Annotated in this window: 16 protein-coding genes; 10 read left to right on the top strand and 6 right to left on the bottom strand. The window is 66.1% G+C overall.

The genetic code is table 11. The features are described 5' to 3' along the window. Positions 1-8: 8 nt before the first annotated feature. The 3 genes from QQK43_RS01000 to QQK43_RS01010 form a co-directional block, all read right to left on the bottom strand. Positions 9-917: a sulfurtransferase gene (locus tag QQK43_RS01000; RefSeq protein ID WP_234263173.1), complete on the bottom strand. Its 909-nt coding sequence runs from the start codon at positions 915-917 to the stop codon at positions 9-11. Positions 918-987: 70 nt separating this feature from the next. Continuing rightward, a complete protein-coding gene (locus tag QQK43_RS01005) occupies positions 988-1,878 on the bottom strand; it encodes a DMT family transporter (RefSeq protein ID WP_234263171.1) in 891 nt (296 codons plus the stop codon). A 91-nt stretch (positions 1,879-1,969) separates the two neighbouring features. Then, a complete protein-coding gene (locus tag QQK43_RS01010) occupies positions 1,970-3,124 on the bottom strand; it encodes an aromatic ring-hydroxylating oxygenase subunit alpha (RefSeq protein WP_234263170.1) in 1,155 nt (384 codons plus the stop codon). Positions 3,125-3,419: 295 nt separating this feature from the next. On the opposite strand from QQK43_RS01010, the gene xseB reads away from it, so the two are divergent. From xseB to dut, 7 genes are all read left to right on the top strand, one after another. Beyond that, complete coding sequence (xseB, locus tag QQK43_RS01015) at positions 3,420-3,674, top strand: exodeoxyribonuclease VII small subunit (RefSeq protein ID WP_234263168.1); 255 nt, start codon at positions 3,420-3,422, stop codon at positions 3,672-3,674. 8 nt (positions 3,675-3,682) lie between these two features. Continuing rightward, on the top strand, positions 3,683-4,582 hold the full coding sequence (locus QQK43_RS01020) for a polyprenyl synthetase family protein (RefSeq protein ID WP_234263165.1): 900 nt from the start codon (positions 3,683-3,685) through the stop codon (positions 4,580-4,582). 33 nt (positions 4,583-4,615) lie between these two features. After that, on the top strand, positions 4,616-6,511 hold the full coding sequence (dxs, locus tag QQK43_RS01025; protein WP_284306260.1) for a 1-deoxy-D-xylulose-5-phosphate synthase: 1,896 nt from the start codon (positions 4,616-4,618) through the stop codon (positions 6,509-6,511). A gap of 251 nt (positions 6,512-6,762) precedes the next feature. Further along, positions 6,763-7,842 carry a TRAP transporter substrate-binding protein gene (locus tag QQK43_RS01030; RefSeq protein ID WP_234263163.1) on the top strand — a complete coding sequence of 360 codons (1,080 nt, stop codon included), beginning with the start codon at positions 6,763-6,765 and terminating at the stop codon, positions 7,840-7,842. Positions 7,843-7,995: 153 nt separating this feature from the next. After that, positions 7,996-8,607, top strand: coding sequence for a TRAP transporter small permease subunit (locus QQK43_RS01035; RefSeq protein ID WP_284306262.1), 612 nt, complete (start codon positions 7,996-7,998; stop codon positions 8,605-8,607). An 11-nt stretch (positions 8,608-8,618) separates the two neighbouring features. Beyond that, complete coding sequence (locus tag QQK43_RS01040; RefSeq protein WP_284306263.1) at positions 8,619-10,400, top strand: TRAP transporter large permease; 1,782 nt, start codon at positions 8,619-8,621, stop codon at positions 10,398-10,400. 16 nt (positions 10,401-10,416) lie between these two features. Beyond that, positions 10,417-10,866: a dUTP diphosphatase gene (dut, locus tag QQK43_RS01045; protein WP_284306264.1), complete on the top strand. Its 450-nt coding sequence runs from the start codon at positions 10,417-10,419 to the stop codon at positions 10,864-10,866. 55 nt (positions 10,867-10,921) lie between these two features. Here the strand turns inward: dut and QQK43_RS01050 are convergent, their stop codons facing one another. Further along, positions 10,922-11,449, bottom strand: a complete 528-nt coding sequence (locus QQK43_RS01050; RefSeq protein WP_284306265.1) for an FKBP-type peptidyl-prolyl cis-trans isomerase — start codon at positions 11,447-11,449, stop codon at positions 10,922-10,924. A gap of 14 nt (positions 11,450-11,463) precedes the next feature. Here QQK43_RS01050 and QQK43_RS01055 point away from each other — a divergent pair, with 14 nt between their 5' ends. The 3 genes from QQK43_RS01055 to QQK43_RS01065 all read left to right on the top strand — a co-directional run bounded on the left by QQK43_RS01055 (position 11,464) and on the right by QQK43_RS01065 (position 13,706). After that, entirely contained in the window at positions 11,464-12,615 is a 1,152-nt protein-coding gene (locus QQK43_RS01055) for a JmjC domain-containing protein (RefSeq protein WP_284306266.1), read from the top strand. A 55-nt stretch (positions 12,616-12,670) separates the two neighbouring features. Continuing rightward, complete coding sequence (locus QQK43_RS01060) at positions 12,671-13,183, top strand: hypothetical protein (RefSeq protein WP_284306267.1); 513 nt, start codon at positions 12,671-12,673, stop codon at positions 13,181-13,183. 214 nt (positions 13,184-13,397) lie between these two features. Then, the gene (locus QQK43_RS01065) at positions 13,398-13,706 is read left to right on the top strand and encodes a hypothetical protein (RefSeq protein ID WP_234263154.1); all 309 of its coding nucleotides are present in this window, start codon (positions 13,398-13,400) and stop codon (positions 13,704-13,706) included. A gap of 70 nt (positions 13,707-13,776) precedes the next feature. Here the strand turns inward: QQK43_RS01065 and bamC are convergent, their stop codons facing one another. Both bamC and dapA read right to left on the bottom strand, forming a co-directional pair. Continuing rightward, positions 13,777-14,901 carry an NlpB/DapX family lipoprotein gene (bamC, locus tag QQK43_RS01070; protein ID WP_370465184.1) on the bottom strand — a complete coding sequence of 375 codons (1,125 nt, stop codon included), beginning with the start codon at positions 14,899-14,901 and terminating at the stop codon, positions 13,777-13,779. 51 nt (positions 14,902-14,952) lie between these two features. Further along, the gene (gene dapA / locus QQK43_RS01075; RefSeq protein ID WP_234263153.1) at positions 14,953-15,840 is read right to left on the bottom strand and encodes a 4-hydroxy-tetrahydrodipicolinate synthase; all 888 of its coding nucleotides are present in this window, start codon (positions 15,838-15,840) and stop codon (positions 14,953-14,955) included. Between the last annotated feature and the right edge of the window lie 50 nt (positions 15,841-15,890).

Genomic DNA, 15,890 nt, shown 5'->3' on the forward strand with positions numbered 1-15,890 from the left:
CCGCCGTCTCAGTGCTTGAGAGGAGTATCGGCGGATGCGGCAGGGGGTTGAGCCTGGCTGCTGGCACAGGGGGCGCCGGGGGTGGTGCACCACTCGCTCCAACTGCCCGCGTACAGGCTGCCGGTACCCAGGCCCGCCACCGCCATGGCCAACACGTTCGGGATGGCGCTGACGCCGCTGCCGCAGTGGTGAACCACCGTTTCCGGTGCGCGGGCACCCAGCAGGGCAAGAAATTCCGCGCGCAGGACCTCGGCCGGTTTGAAACGGCCATCCGGGCCCAGGTTGCTCGGGAACGGCCGGTTGAGGGCGCCGGGGATGTGGCCGGCCACCGGGTCCAGCGGCTCGGTTTCGCCACGGAAGCGCGGCGCGCCCCGGGCATCCAGCACGGTCGTGTCGGCGCGGCCCAGCCGGGCCATCAGTTCGCTGGTGGTGACCATCGGGACCAGCGGTGCGCGCAGCCCGTAGGGTTGGCTGGCGGGGGCTACAGGGTCTGCCGGGCCGCTGCGGGTGGCTAAGCCTTGCGCAACCCAGGCCTGCAAACCGCCGTCGAGCACCGCCACGGCCGTATGCCCGCACCAGCGGAGCATCCACCACAGGCGTCCGCAGTAGTTGGCACCCTGGCGGTCGTAAACCACCACCTGCATGTCGGGTCGCACGCCGGCGGCGCCGAGACGGTTCGCAAAGGCTTCGCGCGCAGGCAGCGGGTGCCGACCACCGCTGGCGGTATCGCGGCCATGCATCTCGCTCAGCATCTCGTTCAGGTGCGCGTGGGTGGCACCCGGGATGTGTTGCGTCAGAAACTGATGGTGGCCGGCGTCGGGATCGGTCAGTTCGAAGCTGCAGTCGAACAGGCGCAGCGGTTCGCCGCTGGCAATGAGCTGCTGCAGTTGGGCAGGGGTGATGAGGGTCTGGTACATGGCTGCATTCTGTCGCAGTCGCGGGCAGGCGGCCATCACCCGCCTGGGCGGGGCTCAGGGCCGCTTCAGGTCAATGCTCTTCGGCCGGTGCATTGGGCACAGCGCGCTCGCGCAGGGCCGTGGCGGCAATGCCGCTGACGATGATCAGCGCCATGCCGAGCCAGCCGATCAGGGGCAGTCGGTCGCCGAACAGCGTCAGGCCGTAAATGCCGCCGAATACGATGCCCGAGTACTGCAGGTTGGCCACGACCATGGTCGAGCCGCGGGTGTAGGCCCGTGTCATGCAGAGCTGGCCGAAGACGGCCAGGAGGCCGATCGGCAGCAACCACAGCGCAGCCGGCCAGGTCAGGGGCGAGATGCCGGCCACCGCCGTGCCCAGCAGGCCGGCGATCACCGACGCCACCGAAAAATAGAAGACGGTGCGGCTCTCCGGTTCGCCGGCCCGGGCCAGTGCAGCCACCTGCAGGTAGGCGAGTGCGGAGAAGAGTCCCGAGAACAGCCCGACGAGGGCGCCCAGAAACTGATCGGGGCCCAGCGTGGGGCGCAGCATCATGGCGACACCGATGAAGCCGGCGATCACCGCCAGGAACAGCGGAGACTGGCGGCGTACCGGCATGCCGAAACCTTGCGTGATGATGGTGCCACCGAGCAGGAAGGCGGCGATCCAGACGCTGCTCATGTAGTTGAGCGTGACGGCGGTGGCCAGCGGCAGGTGGGCGATGGCGTAGAACCAACTGGTCAGCGCGATGGTGCCCACCAGGCTGCGCCACGCGTGCATCATCGGATAGCGGGTGCGCAGCGAGATGCCCCGGGCGCGGGTCAGACCCAGCAGGAGGACCATGCCGATCAGCCCGCGGTAGGCCACAATTTCGAAGCTGTTGAAGTGTGGCGACGCGAATTTGATGCACACCGCCATGGACGCGAAGAAAAATGCGCCCAGCAACATCCACAAAGCCTGCATGATGAAAAAGTCCGGTGAAGCGGTGTGGATGACGGGGTGTCTGGCCTGGGCCACCGCGGAACCGGCTTGGCCGGGCCGCAGGTGGCGCCCCTCAGGCGGCGGGGGGGAAGCTCATCTTCTCCCGGTACCACTCATGGAAGTGCTGCATGCCGTCTTCCATGGGGCTCTGGTACGGCCCGACCTCGTTGTCGCCGCGCACCAGCAAGGCCTTGCGGCCGGCATCCATGCGCTCGGCAATCTCGTCGTCCTCGATACAGGTCTCCATGTAGGCGGCGCGTTGCGCCTCCACGAACTCCGGTTCGAAGGCGACGATCTCTTCGGGGTAATAGAACTCCACCAGGTTCAGCGTCTTGTCGACCGCCAGCGGGTGCAGTGTCGACACCGTGAGCACGTGCGGATACCACTCCACCATGATGTGGGGGTAATAGGTCAGCCAGATGGCACCGTGCGCCGGCAATTCGCCGTTGCGGAACTTCATCAGCACCTCGTGCCAGCGCTGGTAGGCGGGGCTGCCTGACTGGGCCAGCAGGTTCTGCACGCCCACAGTCTGCACCGAAAACTCGGGCTTGAATTCCCACTTCAGGTCGTCGCAGGTCACGAAGTTGCCCAGACCCGGGTGGAAGGGCTCGACGTGGTAGTCCTCAAGATAGACCTCGATGAAGGTCTTCCAGTTGTAGTGGCAGATGTGAGACTCGACGTGGCCGAGCACCATGCCGTCGAAATTGAGCGTGGCGGCAGGGCCCATGCCCGCCAGATCGGCGGCGATGTCGCGGCCGTTGTCTTCGAACAGCAGGCCGTTCCATTCGCGCAGCGGGTAGCGCTTGAGGTCCAGGCAGGGGTCCTGCGAAAAGTGCGGGGCACCCAGCAGATTGCCAAGCCGGGTGCCGGCGCTCTGGCCGCCGTTGTAGGTCCAGCGGTGCAGCGGACACACAATGTGCCCGCCCGCATGGCCGCTGGCGTTCTGGCCGAGGTTGCCTCGGCCTTTGAGCATCACGGCCTGCCGGTGGCGGCACACGTTGGAAACCAGTTCCACCCCGCGGGCGGTGCGCACGAGCGCACGGCCTTCATCTTCCTGGGGCAGGGCGAAGTAGTCGCCCAGTTCGGGAACGGCGTTGGAGTGCCCCACATAGCGGGGCCCGCGCTGAAAGATCGTTTCAAGTTCCTGGCGGAACAATGCCTCGTCGAAGTAGCTGGAAACCGGAAGTTGGCTTGCGGCCTGCTGCAATTGAAGACTCAAATCAGACATGACGGTCCTGACCTAAAGACTCCCCCTATGAAGGGGCAGGGTGAAGCGCTTAACGAGTGAACGATCGGCGCGGGATGGGTGGGTGGGTTCGTCCCTCCGGGCTGTAAGGCCCGTCAGTTGAAAAAAAGACCGGCGATTGTACCCCGGGGCTCCCATTGAAGGCCTGGCGCAGCGTGGGTTTTTGCGATGCGGGATGCGCAGGGGCAGCAGTTAAAATCTTTCACTTTGCGGCGCGCCTGGCGGCTGTGCCGGGGCGCTGGCCGACGCGCTGCGCCGGGACCCCAACCGTCTCCCGATGACCACTTCCTCTCCTTCCAAAACACCGCGTTCCCGGGCCGCCCCGCCCGCGGCCAGCTACGAGGCCGCTCTCCAGGAGCTGGAGCAGCTCGTGGCCGATCTGGACGCCGGGCAATTGCCCCTGGACCAGTTGCTCGGCCGTTACCAGCGGGGGGCCGAACTGCTGGCGTTCTGCCGCGAGCGTCTGGACGCCGTGGAGAACCAGATCAAGGTGCTCGACGACGGGCAGCTCAAACCCTGGGATGCTGCGTGAGTGCCGTGATGAATGACCTGTCCTGGCCCACCTTCGGGGCTTGGCGCGAGCGCCAGCAACAAGCGGTGGAAGCCGCGCTGTCCCGCTGGGTGTGTGCCGATGCACCCGCCGGGCTGGGTGACGCCATGCGCTATGCGGTGCTCGATGGTGGCAAGCGTCTGCGTCCGCTGCTGGTGCTGGCCGCGGCCGAGGCCGTCGGTGGGTTGCCCGAAGCGGCCTTGCGCGCCGCGTGCGCGGTGGAGCTCATTCACGCCTATTCGCTGGTGCACGACGACATGCCCTGCATGGACAACGACGTGCTGCGCCGGGGCAAGCCCACCGTGCACGTGCGCTATGGCCAGGCGCAGGCCCTTCTGGCCGGTGACGCGCTGCAAGCCCTGGCGTTTGAACTGATGTTGCCCGACGACGGGTCTTTGCCGCCCGCCATGGCGGCCTCGCTGTGCCGGCAATTGGCACGGGCTGCGGGCGGGCAGGGCATGGCCGGTGGGCAGGCGATCGACCTGGCCAGCGTGGGCCTGGCGCTGGACCAACCGGCCCTGGAGGCCATGCACCGGCTCAAGACCGGTGCCCTGCTGCAGGCCAGCGTCACCATGGGCGCTTCCACAGGGCTGGCCGACGCACCCACGCAGGAGGCGCTGCGCCGTTATGGCGCAAGCATCGGCCTGGCGTTTCAGGTCGTTGACGACATTCTTGACGTGACCGCCGACTCCGCCACGCTGGGAAAAACGGCAGGCAAGGATGCCGCTGCCGACAAGCCCACGTTTGTTTCGCTGATGGGGCTGGACGGGGCCCAGGCCTACGCAGACCGCGTGCTGGGTGAAGCCCACGCCGCGCTGCGCGAGAGCCGCCTGCCGCAGGCCGACCATCTGCACGCGCTGGCCGACTGGGTGGGTCGGCGCACGCACTGAACAGGGAGGGGCGCTGGCGTCCCTGAAAACCACATGAGCTCCTTGCTTTCCACGATCGAATCCCCCACCGACCTGCGGCGCCTGCCCCGCACCCAACTGGGCCCGCTGGCGCAGGAGTTGCGCGCCTACCTGCTCGACAGCGTGTCGCGCACGGGCGGGCATCTCAGTTCCAACCTGGGCACGGTGGAGCTGACGGTCGCGCTGCACTACGTTTTCAACACGCCGGAAGACCGGCTGGTGTGGGACGTGGGGCACCAGACCTACCCGCACAAGATCCTGACCGGCCGGCGCGACCGCATGCACACGCTGCGGCAATGGGGCGGCATCAGCGGCTTCCCGCGCCGCGATGAGAGTGAATACGACACCTTCGGCACCGCGCACTCGTCCACCAGCATCTCGGCCGCGCTGGGAATGGCGCTGGCGGCCAAGATGAAGGGCGAAAGCCGCCGCTCGGTGGCCATCATCGGCGACGGTGCCATGACCGCCGGCATGGCTTTCGAGGCGCTGAACAACGCGGGTGTGGAAACCGGCCGCCTGCTGGTGATCCTCAACGACAACGACATGTCGATCTCGCCGCCGGTGGGAGCACTCAACCGCTATCTGGCTCAGCTCATGAGCGGGCAGTTCTATGCCGCAGCCAAAAATGTGGGCAAGTCCGTGCTCAAGGGGGCGCCGCCGCTGTTCGAACTGGCCAAGCGGCTGGAAGAGCATGCCAAGGGCATGGTGGTGCCGGCCACGCTGTTCGAAAAATTCGGCTTCAACTACATCGGTCCCATCGATGGACACGACCTCGAATCGCTGATCCCGACGCTGGAGAACATCCGGCATCTGATGGACAACGACAACGGGCCGCAGTTTCTGCATGTGGTCACGAAAAAAGGGCAGGGCTACAAGTTGGCCGAAGCCGATCCGGTGGCCTACCACGGGCCGGGCAAGTTCGATCCGGCGGTGGGACTGGTCAAGCCTGCCACACCGCCCAAGCCCACCTTCACCCAGGTATTCGGGCAGTGGCTGTGCGACATGGCCGAGGCCGACACGCGTCTGGTGGGCATCACACCGGCCATGCGCGAAGGCTCGGGCATGGTCGAATTCCATCAGCGCTTCCCGGGGCGTTACTTCGATGTCGGCATCGCCGAGCAGCATGCCGTCACTTTTGCCGGCGGTCTGGCCTGCGAAGGCATGAAGCCGGTGGTGGCCATTTATTCGACCTTCTTGCAGCGGGCGTACGACCAACTGATCCACGACGTGGCCTTGCAGAATCTGCCCGTGGTGTTCGCGCTGGACCGCGCCGGCCTGGTGGGCGCTGACGGGGCGACCCACGCCGGCGCCTACGACATCGCCTTCGTGCGCTGCATTCCGAACATGGCGATGGCCTGTCCGGCCGACGAGGCCGAATGCCGGCAACTGCTGTCGACCGCGTTCGCGCAAAACCACCCGGTGGCGGTGCGTTACCCACGCGGGGCGGGCATCGGCGCCCAGGTGCCGGCCGGTCTTGAAGGTTTGCCGTACGGCAAGGGGGAGATCCGGCGCCAGGGGCGTCGTGTGGCCATCCTCGCGTTCGGTCCGTTGCTGCACCCGGCCCTGGCAGTGGGTGAGCGCCTGGGGCTGAGCGTGGCGAACATGCGCTGGGCCAAACCGCTGGATACCGACCTGCTGCGCGAGCTCGCCCGGAGCCACGAAGCCCTGGTCACGGTGGAAGAGGGGTGCGTGCAGGGAGGCGCAGGCAGTGCGGTGCTGGAAGCCTTGCAAGCCGAAGGCCTGTCCCTGCCCGTGCTCTCACTGGGTTTGCCGGATGTGTTCACGGAACATGGCGATCCGGGCCGCCTGCTGGCCGATCTGGGGCTGGATGCCGCCGGCATCGAGCGTTCGATCCGCGCGCGTTTCGGTGCCTTGCTGACCGATGGTGCCAACGATCTGAAAGCGGCCTGAGCAGCGCGCTTGTGAGAAGGTTTCAATGACCTGTTGAGGTTTCTGCGTTGGCTTGCGCCGGGCTTTCACCAAGCTTGCAGAACCCTGAAGGCTGGCCGTGACGGCGTGTGTTTCGAGGGAAAACCCGACAGTTGACCCCGAACCCGCTCCCTAAAATGCCTCGGACTGTTGCAAGTCACCCGTCTGCTGTTGCGCGATGAACGCACAACGGTCAGGCAAGCAAGTCCAACGCCATTACGGAGTCAACTCACATGGATCGTCGTTCCATCATCAAGCATGCCGGTATCGCGGGTGTGCTCGCCGCCGGTGTTGCGCCGGCCGTGCAAGCCCAGGCCACCATTCGCTGGCGCCTGACCTCGAGCTTTCCCAAGTCGCTGGACACCATTCATGGCGCGGCCGACGTGTTCGCCAAGAAGCTCAACGAAATGTCGGGCGGCAAATTCTCCGTGACCGTGCACGCTCCGGGTGAACTCGTGCCGGCGCTGGGCGTCGTGGACGCTGTGCAGCAAGGCACGGTCGAAGCGGGCCATACCTGCCCGTACTACTACGCCGGCAAGGATGCGACCTTTGCAATGGGCACGGCCATTCCCTTCGGCCTGAACAGCCGCCAGCTGACGGCCTGGTACTACGACGGCAACGGCCTGAAGCTGTTCCGCGAGTTCTACGACCAGTACAGCATCATCAACTTCCCGGGTGGCAACACCGGTGCCCAGATGGGCGGCTGGTACCGCAAGGAAATCAAGACCCTGGACGACATCAAGGGTCTGAAGATGCGCATCGGCGGCTTTGCCGGCAGCGTGCTGACCCGCATGGGTGGCGTGCCACAGAGCATTCCCGGCGGTGAGATCTACCAGGCGCTGGAAAAGGGCACCATCGACGCGGCCGAGTGGATCGGACCGTACGACGATGAAAAGCTGGGCTTCCAGAAAGTGGCCAAGAACTACTACTACCCCGGCTGGTGGGAAGGTGGTGCCCAGGTCGACTTCTACATCAACAAGGCGGCCTTCAATGCACTGTCGCCCGAGTACAAGGCGATGGTCGAAACCGCGGCTTCGCACGCCCACGTCACCATGCAGGCCATGTACGACGCCCGCAACCCGGCCGCGCTCAAGCGCCTGGTGGCCGCTGGCGCCAAGGTGCTGCCGTTCCCGAAGGCGGTGATGGATTCGGCGTTCAAGCACTCGATGGACCTGTACAAGGAACTCACCGACTCCAATCCACACTGGAAGAAGATCTACACGGACTATTCCAACTTCCGCAAGGACCAGAACCTCTGGTTCCGCTTCACCGATGCCCAGTTCGACCGCTACATGCAGTCGGCCAAGCTGTAAGCGGTCCCGCCTGCCGTTGGCTGCAAACCCCGCGTGTGCGGGGTTTTTTGTGCAGTGGCCGACGGCAGGTCGTCAGCCTTTGAACAGCAGCCCACATCGCGGCCATCGTAGACTGCTGGGTTTGCGATTTTCCCGTCCCTGAGGGGAACCTTTATGACTTTCCTGCTTAAGCTATCTCGGCTCATCGACGCCTTCAGCCACTGGGTCGGCAAGCTGACCATGTGGCTGATCCTGGCTTCCACGCTGATCAGTGCGGGCAATGCCGTGGTGCGCAAAGTGCTTGGCACCAGCTCCAACGCATGGCTGGAGATCCAGTGGTACCTGTTCGCGGCCGTTTTCATGCTCGGGGGCGGTTATGCCTTCCTGCGCAACGCGCACGTCCGCATCGATTTTGTTTCCAGCAAGTTCAGCCAGCGCACGCGCAACTGGATCGACGTGCTGGGGATCGTGATCTTCCTTGCCCCGCTGTGCATCCTCATGATGATCGAGGGCTGGCCGGTGTTCGCCCGTGCCTGGGCCTCCGGGGAGGTGTCGCTCAACGCGGGGGGGCTCATCCGCTGGCCGGTGTATCTGCTGATTCCGGCGGGTTTTGCTTTTCTGCTGCTGCAGGGGCTCTCCGAACTCATCAAGCGCCTGGCCTTCCTGGCCGGAGCCGGCCCGGACCCGCTGGACCACACCGGGCCGAGTGAAGCCGAAATGCTGGCCAAGCAGATTGCCGAAGCCGAGCACCAACACGCCGCCGTGGCACCCAAGACCACCCACTGAGCGAGACGGACATGACCGAACTCATTGCCAACCAGTTCGTCCCGCTGATGTTTGCGGGCCTGCTGTTTTTCCTGCTGACCGGATTCCCGGTCGCCTTTGCGCTGGCGGCCACGGGCCTCTTCTTCGGTTTCATCGGCATGGAGGTGGGGCTGTTCCCGTCCAACCTGTTCCAAGCCCTGCCGCTGCGGGTGATCGGCATCATGCAGAACGAGACGCTGCTGGCGATCCCGTTCTTCACCCTGATGGGCATCATTCTCGAACGCAGCCGCATGGCCGAGGACCTGCTGGCCACGGTGGCCCAGGTGTTCGGGCCGGTACGCGGCGGGCTGGCGGTGGCGGTGATCCTGGTGGGGGCACTGCTGGCGGCCACCACCGGCGTGGTCGCGGCGGCCGTAATCTCCATGGGCCTGATCTCGCTGCCCATCATGCTGCGCTACGGCTACAACCGCACCATCGCGACGGGCACCATCACCGCCTCGGGCACGCTGGCCCAGGCCATTCCGCCCTCGCTGGTGCTGATCGTGCTGGCCGACCAACTGGGCCGTTCGGTCGGTGACATGTACAAGGGGGCGCTGATTCCCGGTCTGATGCTGGTGGGCCTGTACCTGCTCTTCATCGCCGGGGTGGCGATTTTCCGGCCCAAGTGGGTGCCGGCCCTGCCCCCCGAAGCGCGCATCTATCGCGAATCCAGCGGTGCCTCCGGGCACGTGTCCCTGCTGGTGCTGCTGGCCATCTGCGCCGCCGCGAGCTGGTTCTGGGGCATGAACCACGAAGCCATCATCAACCCGATGATCGGCCGGGAGATGCCGCCGGCGGGCGATGAAGTGGTGATCATGTCCATCACCGTGGGCTCGTTCCTGGCGCTGGCGCTGGCCCTCGTGAACCGGCTGCTGCGCCTGGGGCTGCTGTCCAAACTGGCCGAGCAGGTGACCTTCGTGCTGATCCCGCCGCTGGTGCTGATCTTCCTGGTGCTGGGCACGATTTTTCTGGGGGTGGCCACGCCCACCGAGGGCGGCGCCATGGGCGCCGTCGGGGCCCTGATCATGGCTGCCGGCCGCCGCACGCTCAGTGTGTCGCTGCTCAAGGAAGCGGTGGAGAACACGACCAAGCTGTCGATCTTCGTGCTGTTCATCCTGATCGGTTCGACCGTGTTCAGCTTCACCTTCAATGCGGCGGACGGCCACATCTGGGTGGAGCATCTGTTCGACAAGCTGCCGGGTGGCCAACTGGGCTTCCTGCTCTTCGTGAACCTGCTGGTGTTCGTGCTCGGGATGTTCATCGACTTCTTCGAGATCGCGTTCATCGTGATTCCGCTGCTGGTGCCGGTGGCCCAAAGCCTGGACATCAACCTCATCTGGTTCGGGGTGCTGCTGGCCATGAACATGCAGACCTCCTTCCTCACACCGCCGTTCGGGTTTGCGCTGTTCTACCTGCGCAGCGTGGCGGCGCGCGAGGATTACACCGACGAGGTGACCGGTGAGCGCATCCCGGCCGTGACCACGTCACAGATCTACAAGGGCTCGATCGCGTTCATCATCCTGCAGCTCATCATGGTGTCGGTGATCCTGTTCAACCCGGGGCTGGTGCTGGGCAATCTTGACAAGGCGGTCAAGGTCGATGATGCACAGGTGATGGACATGCTCAACAACATGCAGGATCTGCAAATGGGTGGCGAGGAAGAATCCCACGAGGCCGGCGCGGCTCCCACGCTGGAGCCCCCGCCTGCTGCCGAGGAAGCGGAACCCGAAGATCCGACCAAGGCGCTCGAAGAGTCGCTCAAGAAGACCGAGTGAAGGACTGGAACCCCTGATGCAGATCGATGTGAAGATCCTGGACCGGCGTCTGGCCGGGCAGTTGCCGTCTTACGCCACGCCGGGCAGTGCCGGCCTGGACCTGCGCGCTTGCCTGGAGGCGCCGCTCTCACTGGCCCCGAATGCCTGGCAACTGGTGCCGACCGGGCTGGCCATTCACCTGGCCGACCCTGGTTATGCGGCGCTGATCCTGCCGCGCTCGGGCCTGGGTCACAAGCACGGCATCGTGCTGGGCAATCTCGTGGGTCTGATCGACAGCGACTACCAGGGCCAGCTGATGGTCAGCGCCTGGAACCGCAGCCCGACCTCCTTCACCATCGAGCCGATGGAGCGCATTGCCCAGTTGGTCGTCGTGCCCGTGGTCCAGGCGCGTTTCCACGTGGTGGACGAGTTTGCCGCTCCCTCAGAGCGCGGTGAAGGCGGGTACGGATCGACCGGTCGCGGCTGAAATCGCCAGGCCGTGGTGAAAAGAACCCAGAGCCCGTGAGGGCCCTGGGTTCTTTTCAATGCAGGGTGCGCGGGGGCGTGTCGGCGGGCGGGTCGATGTGGGCGCGGAAGAAGCCAGCGCCGAGGGTGCCACGGCCCACTTCGGCCACATCGGCTTCCCGCACGGCATGCACCTTCAGTTTCAGGCGCAGGGCAATACCGGCCAGCGGGTGGTTGCCGTCCAGCACCACATGATCGGGATAGATGTCGCTCACGAAGTAGAGGCGGTCGCGCGGCGCGGCGGGATTGCAGCCTTCGGGCAGGCCTTCGAAGCCCATGCCCTCTTCGAGGTTGTCAGGAAACAGCTGGCGCGGCTCCAGAAAGAGCAGCCGGTCGTCGTAGTCACCGAAAGCGTTTTCCGGTTCGAGGTGCAGATCGAGCACGTCGCCGGCCTCATGCCCCTGCAAGGACTCTTCGATGCGGGCCAGCAGGTCGGCGCCGCCGACGAGGAATTCCACCGGCTCGTCGAGCACGTCCAGTTCTTCGCCCAGGGTGTCCTTGAGCGTCCAGGTGAGTGAAACGACACATTGCGGGGTGATTTTCATCGGACAATTGTCCCATGACAGCTGTGTCCCTTTCCCGCGCCGGCCTCGTCGGCGACTTGGCGCTGCCCACCCCTTTGCTGGGCGGCCTTTCTCCCCAACAGTTCATGCGGCGCCACTGGCAGAAGAAGCCTTTGCTCGTGCGCGGTGCCATTCCCGGCTTTCAGCCACTGCTTTCGCGGGCGGCGCTGTTTGCGCTGGCGGGTCAGCCGTCGGTGGAGTCGCGCCTGATCGTGCACCGCGACGCGGGCTGGCAACTGCGCCACGGTCCTTTCGCGAAAGGGGCCTTCCCACCCTTCAAGCAGCCGCGCTGGAGCCTGCTGGTGCAGGGGGTGGATCTGCATGTCGACCCGGTGCACGAACTCATGCAGCGCTTTCGCTTCGTACCCGACGCGCGGCTGGACGACCTGATGATCTCCTGGGCCAGTGATGGCGGCGGGGTCGGGCCGCACTTCGACAGCTACGACGTGTTCCTGCTGCAGGCCAGTGGCGAGCGGCTGTGGCGCATCGGCCGCCAGAAGGACTTGTCGCTGGAGCCCGACGTGCCACTGAAGATCCTCAGCCACTTCGTGCCCGAAGAAGAGCATCTGCTGCAGCCGGGCGACATGCTTTATCTGCCACCACGCTGGGCCCACGACGGGATTGCCGTGGGGGGTGACTGCATGACCTATTCCATTGGCTTCCGGGTGCCGCAGCGCGCGTCGCTCGCGGGTGAGCTGGTCCAGCGCATGGCCGACGCGTTCGAGGACGAGACCTTGTACCGCGATCCCGCGCAGGCGGCCACGCCCACACCCGCCGCGGTGCCGGACGCGCTGCACGCCTATGCCGCCGATGCGCTGCAGCGCCTGCTCGCCGATCGCCGCTCCCTGGCCTGCGCCCTGGGCGAGGCGATGACCGAGCCGAAACCTCAGGTCTGGTTTGACGAGCCGACCGGAGACTGGCGGCCCGGGGCGGTGGCGCTGGATCGCCGTACCCGCATGATGTATGACGCCGACCACGTGTTCATCAACGGCGAGAGCTTTCGCGCTGGCGGTGCCGATGCCCGCCTGATGCAGCGACTGGCCGATCAGCGCTCGCTGGCCGCCGGCGACGTGCTGCGTGCGAGCGAGGCGGTGCGGGCCATCCTGCAGGACTGGTACGAAGCCGGCTGGTTGCGGCAAGGCGCTTGACGCCGCTGCCCCTGCCGTGTCAGATGGCGAGTCCGGACCCGCAGCAGGAGCAGGCATGCCACCGACCGATTCCACCCCGTCACCGCCCCTTTTGCCGGAAGGCCGCATCGTGGGCCGCGAAGACTTTGGCGCGATCGTGCGACAGGCCCTGCAGACAGCCGCTTCGGAAGGCTGGCAGCAACTGCTGCTGAGCGATACCGACTTTGCCGATTGGCCGCTGGGTGAGCGTGCGGTGGTCGAAGCGTTGAACGCCTGGTCGCGCACCGGGCGCACGCTGCAACTGCTGGCCCGCGAGTTCGACACGCTGCGTCAGCGGCATCCGCGCTTTGTCGGCTGGCGCACCACCTGGTCGCACATCGTCGAGGCCCGCGCGTGCCGGGGTGCAAGCGGCGAGGGTGTGCCCAGCGCGATCTGGACCCCCGCGTGGACGCTGGAGCGCATCGACCCGGAGCGCTCGGTGCTGGTGGCCAGTCGCTCTCCCGAACGCAAGGTGGCGTTGCGCGAGCGGCTGGACGCCTTCTGGCTCAAGGGCAGTCCGGCTTTCCCGGCGACGGTGCTTGGCCTGTGACATTCCCCACAGTGGCGCGGCGTGGGCACCGCGTCGCGGTGTGAACAAAAGAAACAGCGGCTACCGATGGATGGGAACCCGCGTCCTGGAGGTACATTGCGTGCACGTCCCGGGTTGCGCGCGCGCCGGGAAGCGTGACCTCCTGCGGTGGCAAGCAGGTCTTGCCGCCGCAGGGGCCGAGACAACAGCGCGTTTTTCATCCAAGGGATATCTCATGAAGATCACTTTTTTGTGTGCCAGCCTGCTGGCAACTGCCGCTTTGGTGGCCTGCGGCCAGAAGGAAGAGCCGGCGCCCGCAGCCGCTTCGGTGGAGGCGGTGAAGGAAAACGCGGCCGCCGCCGTCGAAGCGACCAAGGACACCGCTGCGGCGGCCGTGGACGCGACCAAGGAAGCGGCCGGCCAGGCCGTGGAAGCGACCAAGGATGGCGTGGCCGCTGCGGCAGACGCGACCAAGGAGGCAGCTGACAAGGCGGCCGGCGCCACCAAGGACGCTGTGGAAGCGGTCAAGGACGCCGTCAAATAATCCGGGCCTGCGAGCCCAGAAAAAAAGCCGCTCCCTGAGCGGCTTTTTTGTCGGCGGATACCCGCGCGGGTTATTTGAGATCGTCTGCCAGCAACTGGGCAATCCGGCGGGCGTTTTCCGACGATGCCGGTTGCCCCTGGCCATCCAGCACGGTAACGGCGGCCGTGCTGCCGGTGCTGCGCACCTGGATGCGGTAGCGGTCCGGGCCCTGGGCAGCGGGTGTGCCGCTGAACAGCCGGCTGAAGAAGCCCGGCTTGGCGGTCTCGTTGGCACCTGCGGGCATGTAGCGCACGAAGTACACGCCCTGGCTGCGGTCGCGGTCTTCCACGGTGAAGCCGCTGCGGTCCAGCGACAGGCCGACACGGCGCCAGGCGCGATCGAAATCGCCTTCCAGCTGCACCGTGGGCACGCCGTTTTCCGTCACCACGCGGGCGGCCGGCGGCGTCGACGGCGCGGTCGCCACGGCGGCTTTGGCCTGGGCCTCGCTGGCGCCGAGCCGGACCATCAGGCGGCGCAGGAATTCGGCCTCCAGCTCCGGATCGGCCGCGCGCGGCTGCCACACGGTCTGCTCTTTCTGGCTGCTGGTGTAGACCTCTTCCAGGCCACGGTGGCTGATGTAGATCTCGGTGCCCCCGCTGGCATTGCGTTCCAGACGGGTGCGGAAGCGGTCGCGCTCGCCCGTGGAGTACAGGTTTTCAAACACCTTGCCGATGGTGGAGCGGATGAAGTCCTGCGGAATCTTGGCCCGGTTCTCGGCCCAGTCGGTTTCCATGATGCCGAGGTTCTGCTGCTCCAGCTGCAGCAGGAAACCGTTTTCTTCCCAGAATTCCTTCACCGGTGCCCAGAGCTGGTCGGCCGGGCGGTTGACCACCAGCCAGCGCTGGGTGCCGGCGCGTTCGATGCGCACGTCGCCGAGGCTGGCGGCGGCCGTGTTGCCGGCAGTGGCCTGGGCGGCCGTCGGCTGCGCAGCCTGGTAGCTGTTGGCGCTGACCGCATCGCCCGGCACCTGGAAGCGCGGGTCACGGCTCAGCTGGGTCAGATCGGGCGGCACCGCCAGCGTATTGCCCCGCTGGGCGGACTTGTAGTCGATCTTGTCTTCCTGCAGCACGCTGCAGCCACCGAGCAACGCGGCGGCCATGGCCAGGGTGCCCAGGCGGGAGGGGCTGCGCAGGAGACGGGATTCGGTGAGACGCATGGAAAGCTCTGGTTGGTGAGTTCGGGAAAGAGCGACGGGCCGCCGGGCAGCTCAGTCGATCAGGCCACTGTCTTTGAGCGCGGCTTCGACCACCGGTTCCAGGTGGGCGCTCATCGGTGTCAGCGGCAGGCGCATGGTACCGCCACACAGACCCATGCGTTCCATGGCCCACTTCAGCGGAATCGGGTTGGCTTCGACAAACAGGTTCTTGTGCACCGGCATCAGGCGCATCTGGATGTCCATGGCCTTGCGCGCATCGCCCGCCATGGCGGCCACGCACAGCTCGTGCATCAGGCGCGGGGCCACGTTGGCGGTCACGCTCACGTTGCCCTGGCCGCCACACAGCATCAGCGCCACGGCGGTGGGATCGTCGCCCGAATAGAGCGCAAAACCTTCGGGCTTTTCACGCACCAGCCATTGCGCGCGCTCGATGTTGCCGGTGGCTTCCTTGATGCCGACGATGCCGGGCACCTGCGACAGGCGCAAGGCGGTGTCGATGGACATGTCGGCCACGGTGCGGCCGGGCACGTTGTACAGAATGATGGGCAGGTCGCCAGTGGCTTCGGCAATGGCCTTGAAGTGCTGGAACTGGCCTTCCTGGGTCGGCTTGTTGTAGTAGGGCACGACCTGCAACTGGCAGTCGGCGCCCACGCTGCGCGCGAATTTGGCCAGCTCGATGGCTTCGGCGGTGGCATTGGCGCCGCAGCCGGCCATGATGGGCACGCGGCCGGCCGATTGCTCGACCGCCACGCGGATGATCTCGCAGTGTTCTTCCACGCTGACCGTGGGCGATTCGCCGGTGGTGCCCACGACGCCGATGCAGTCGGTGCCCTCGTCGATGTGCCAGTCGATCAGCTTGCGCAGGGTGGGGTAGTCGACACTGCCGTCGGGCAGGAAGGGGGTGACGAGAGCAACGATGCTGCCGGTGATGGTCTTCATGGAATGCGGTCAGTTTGTGGCACGCGGCGGGCGCCGGAGGTCACTGGATC

It is taken from the genome of Hydrogenophaga electricum (assembly GCF_030160815.1).
GTDB lineage: Bacteria > Pseudomonadota > Gammaproteobacteria > Burkholderiales > Burkholderiaceae_C > Hydrogenophaga > Hydrogenophaga electricum.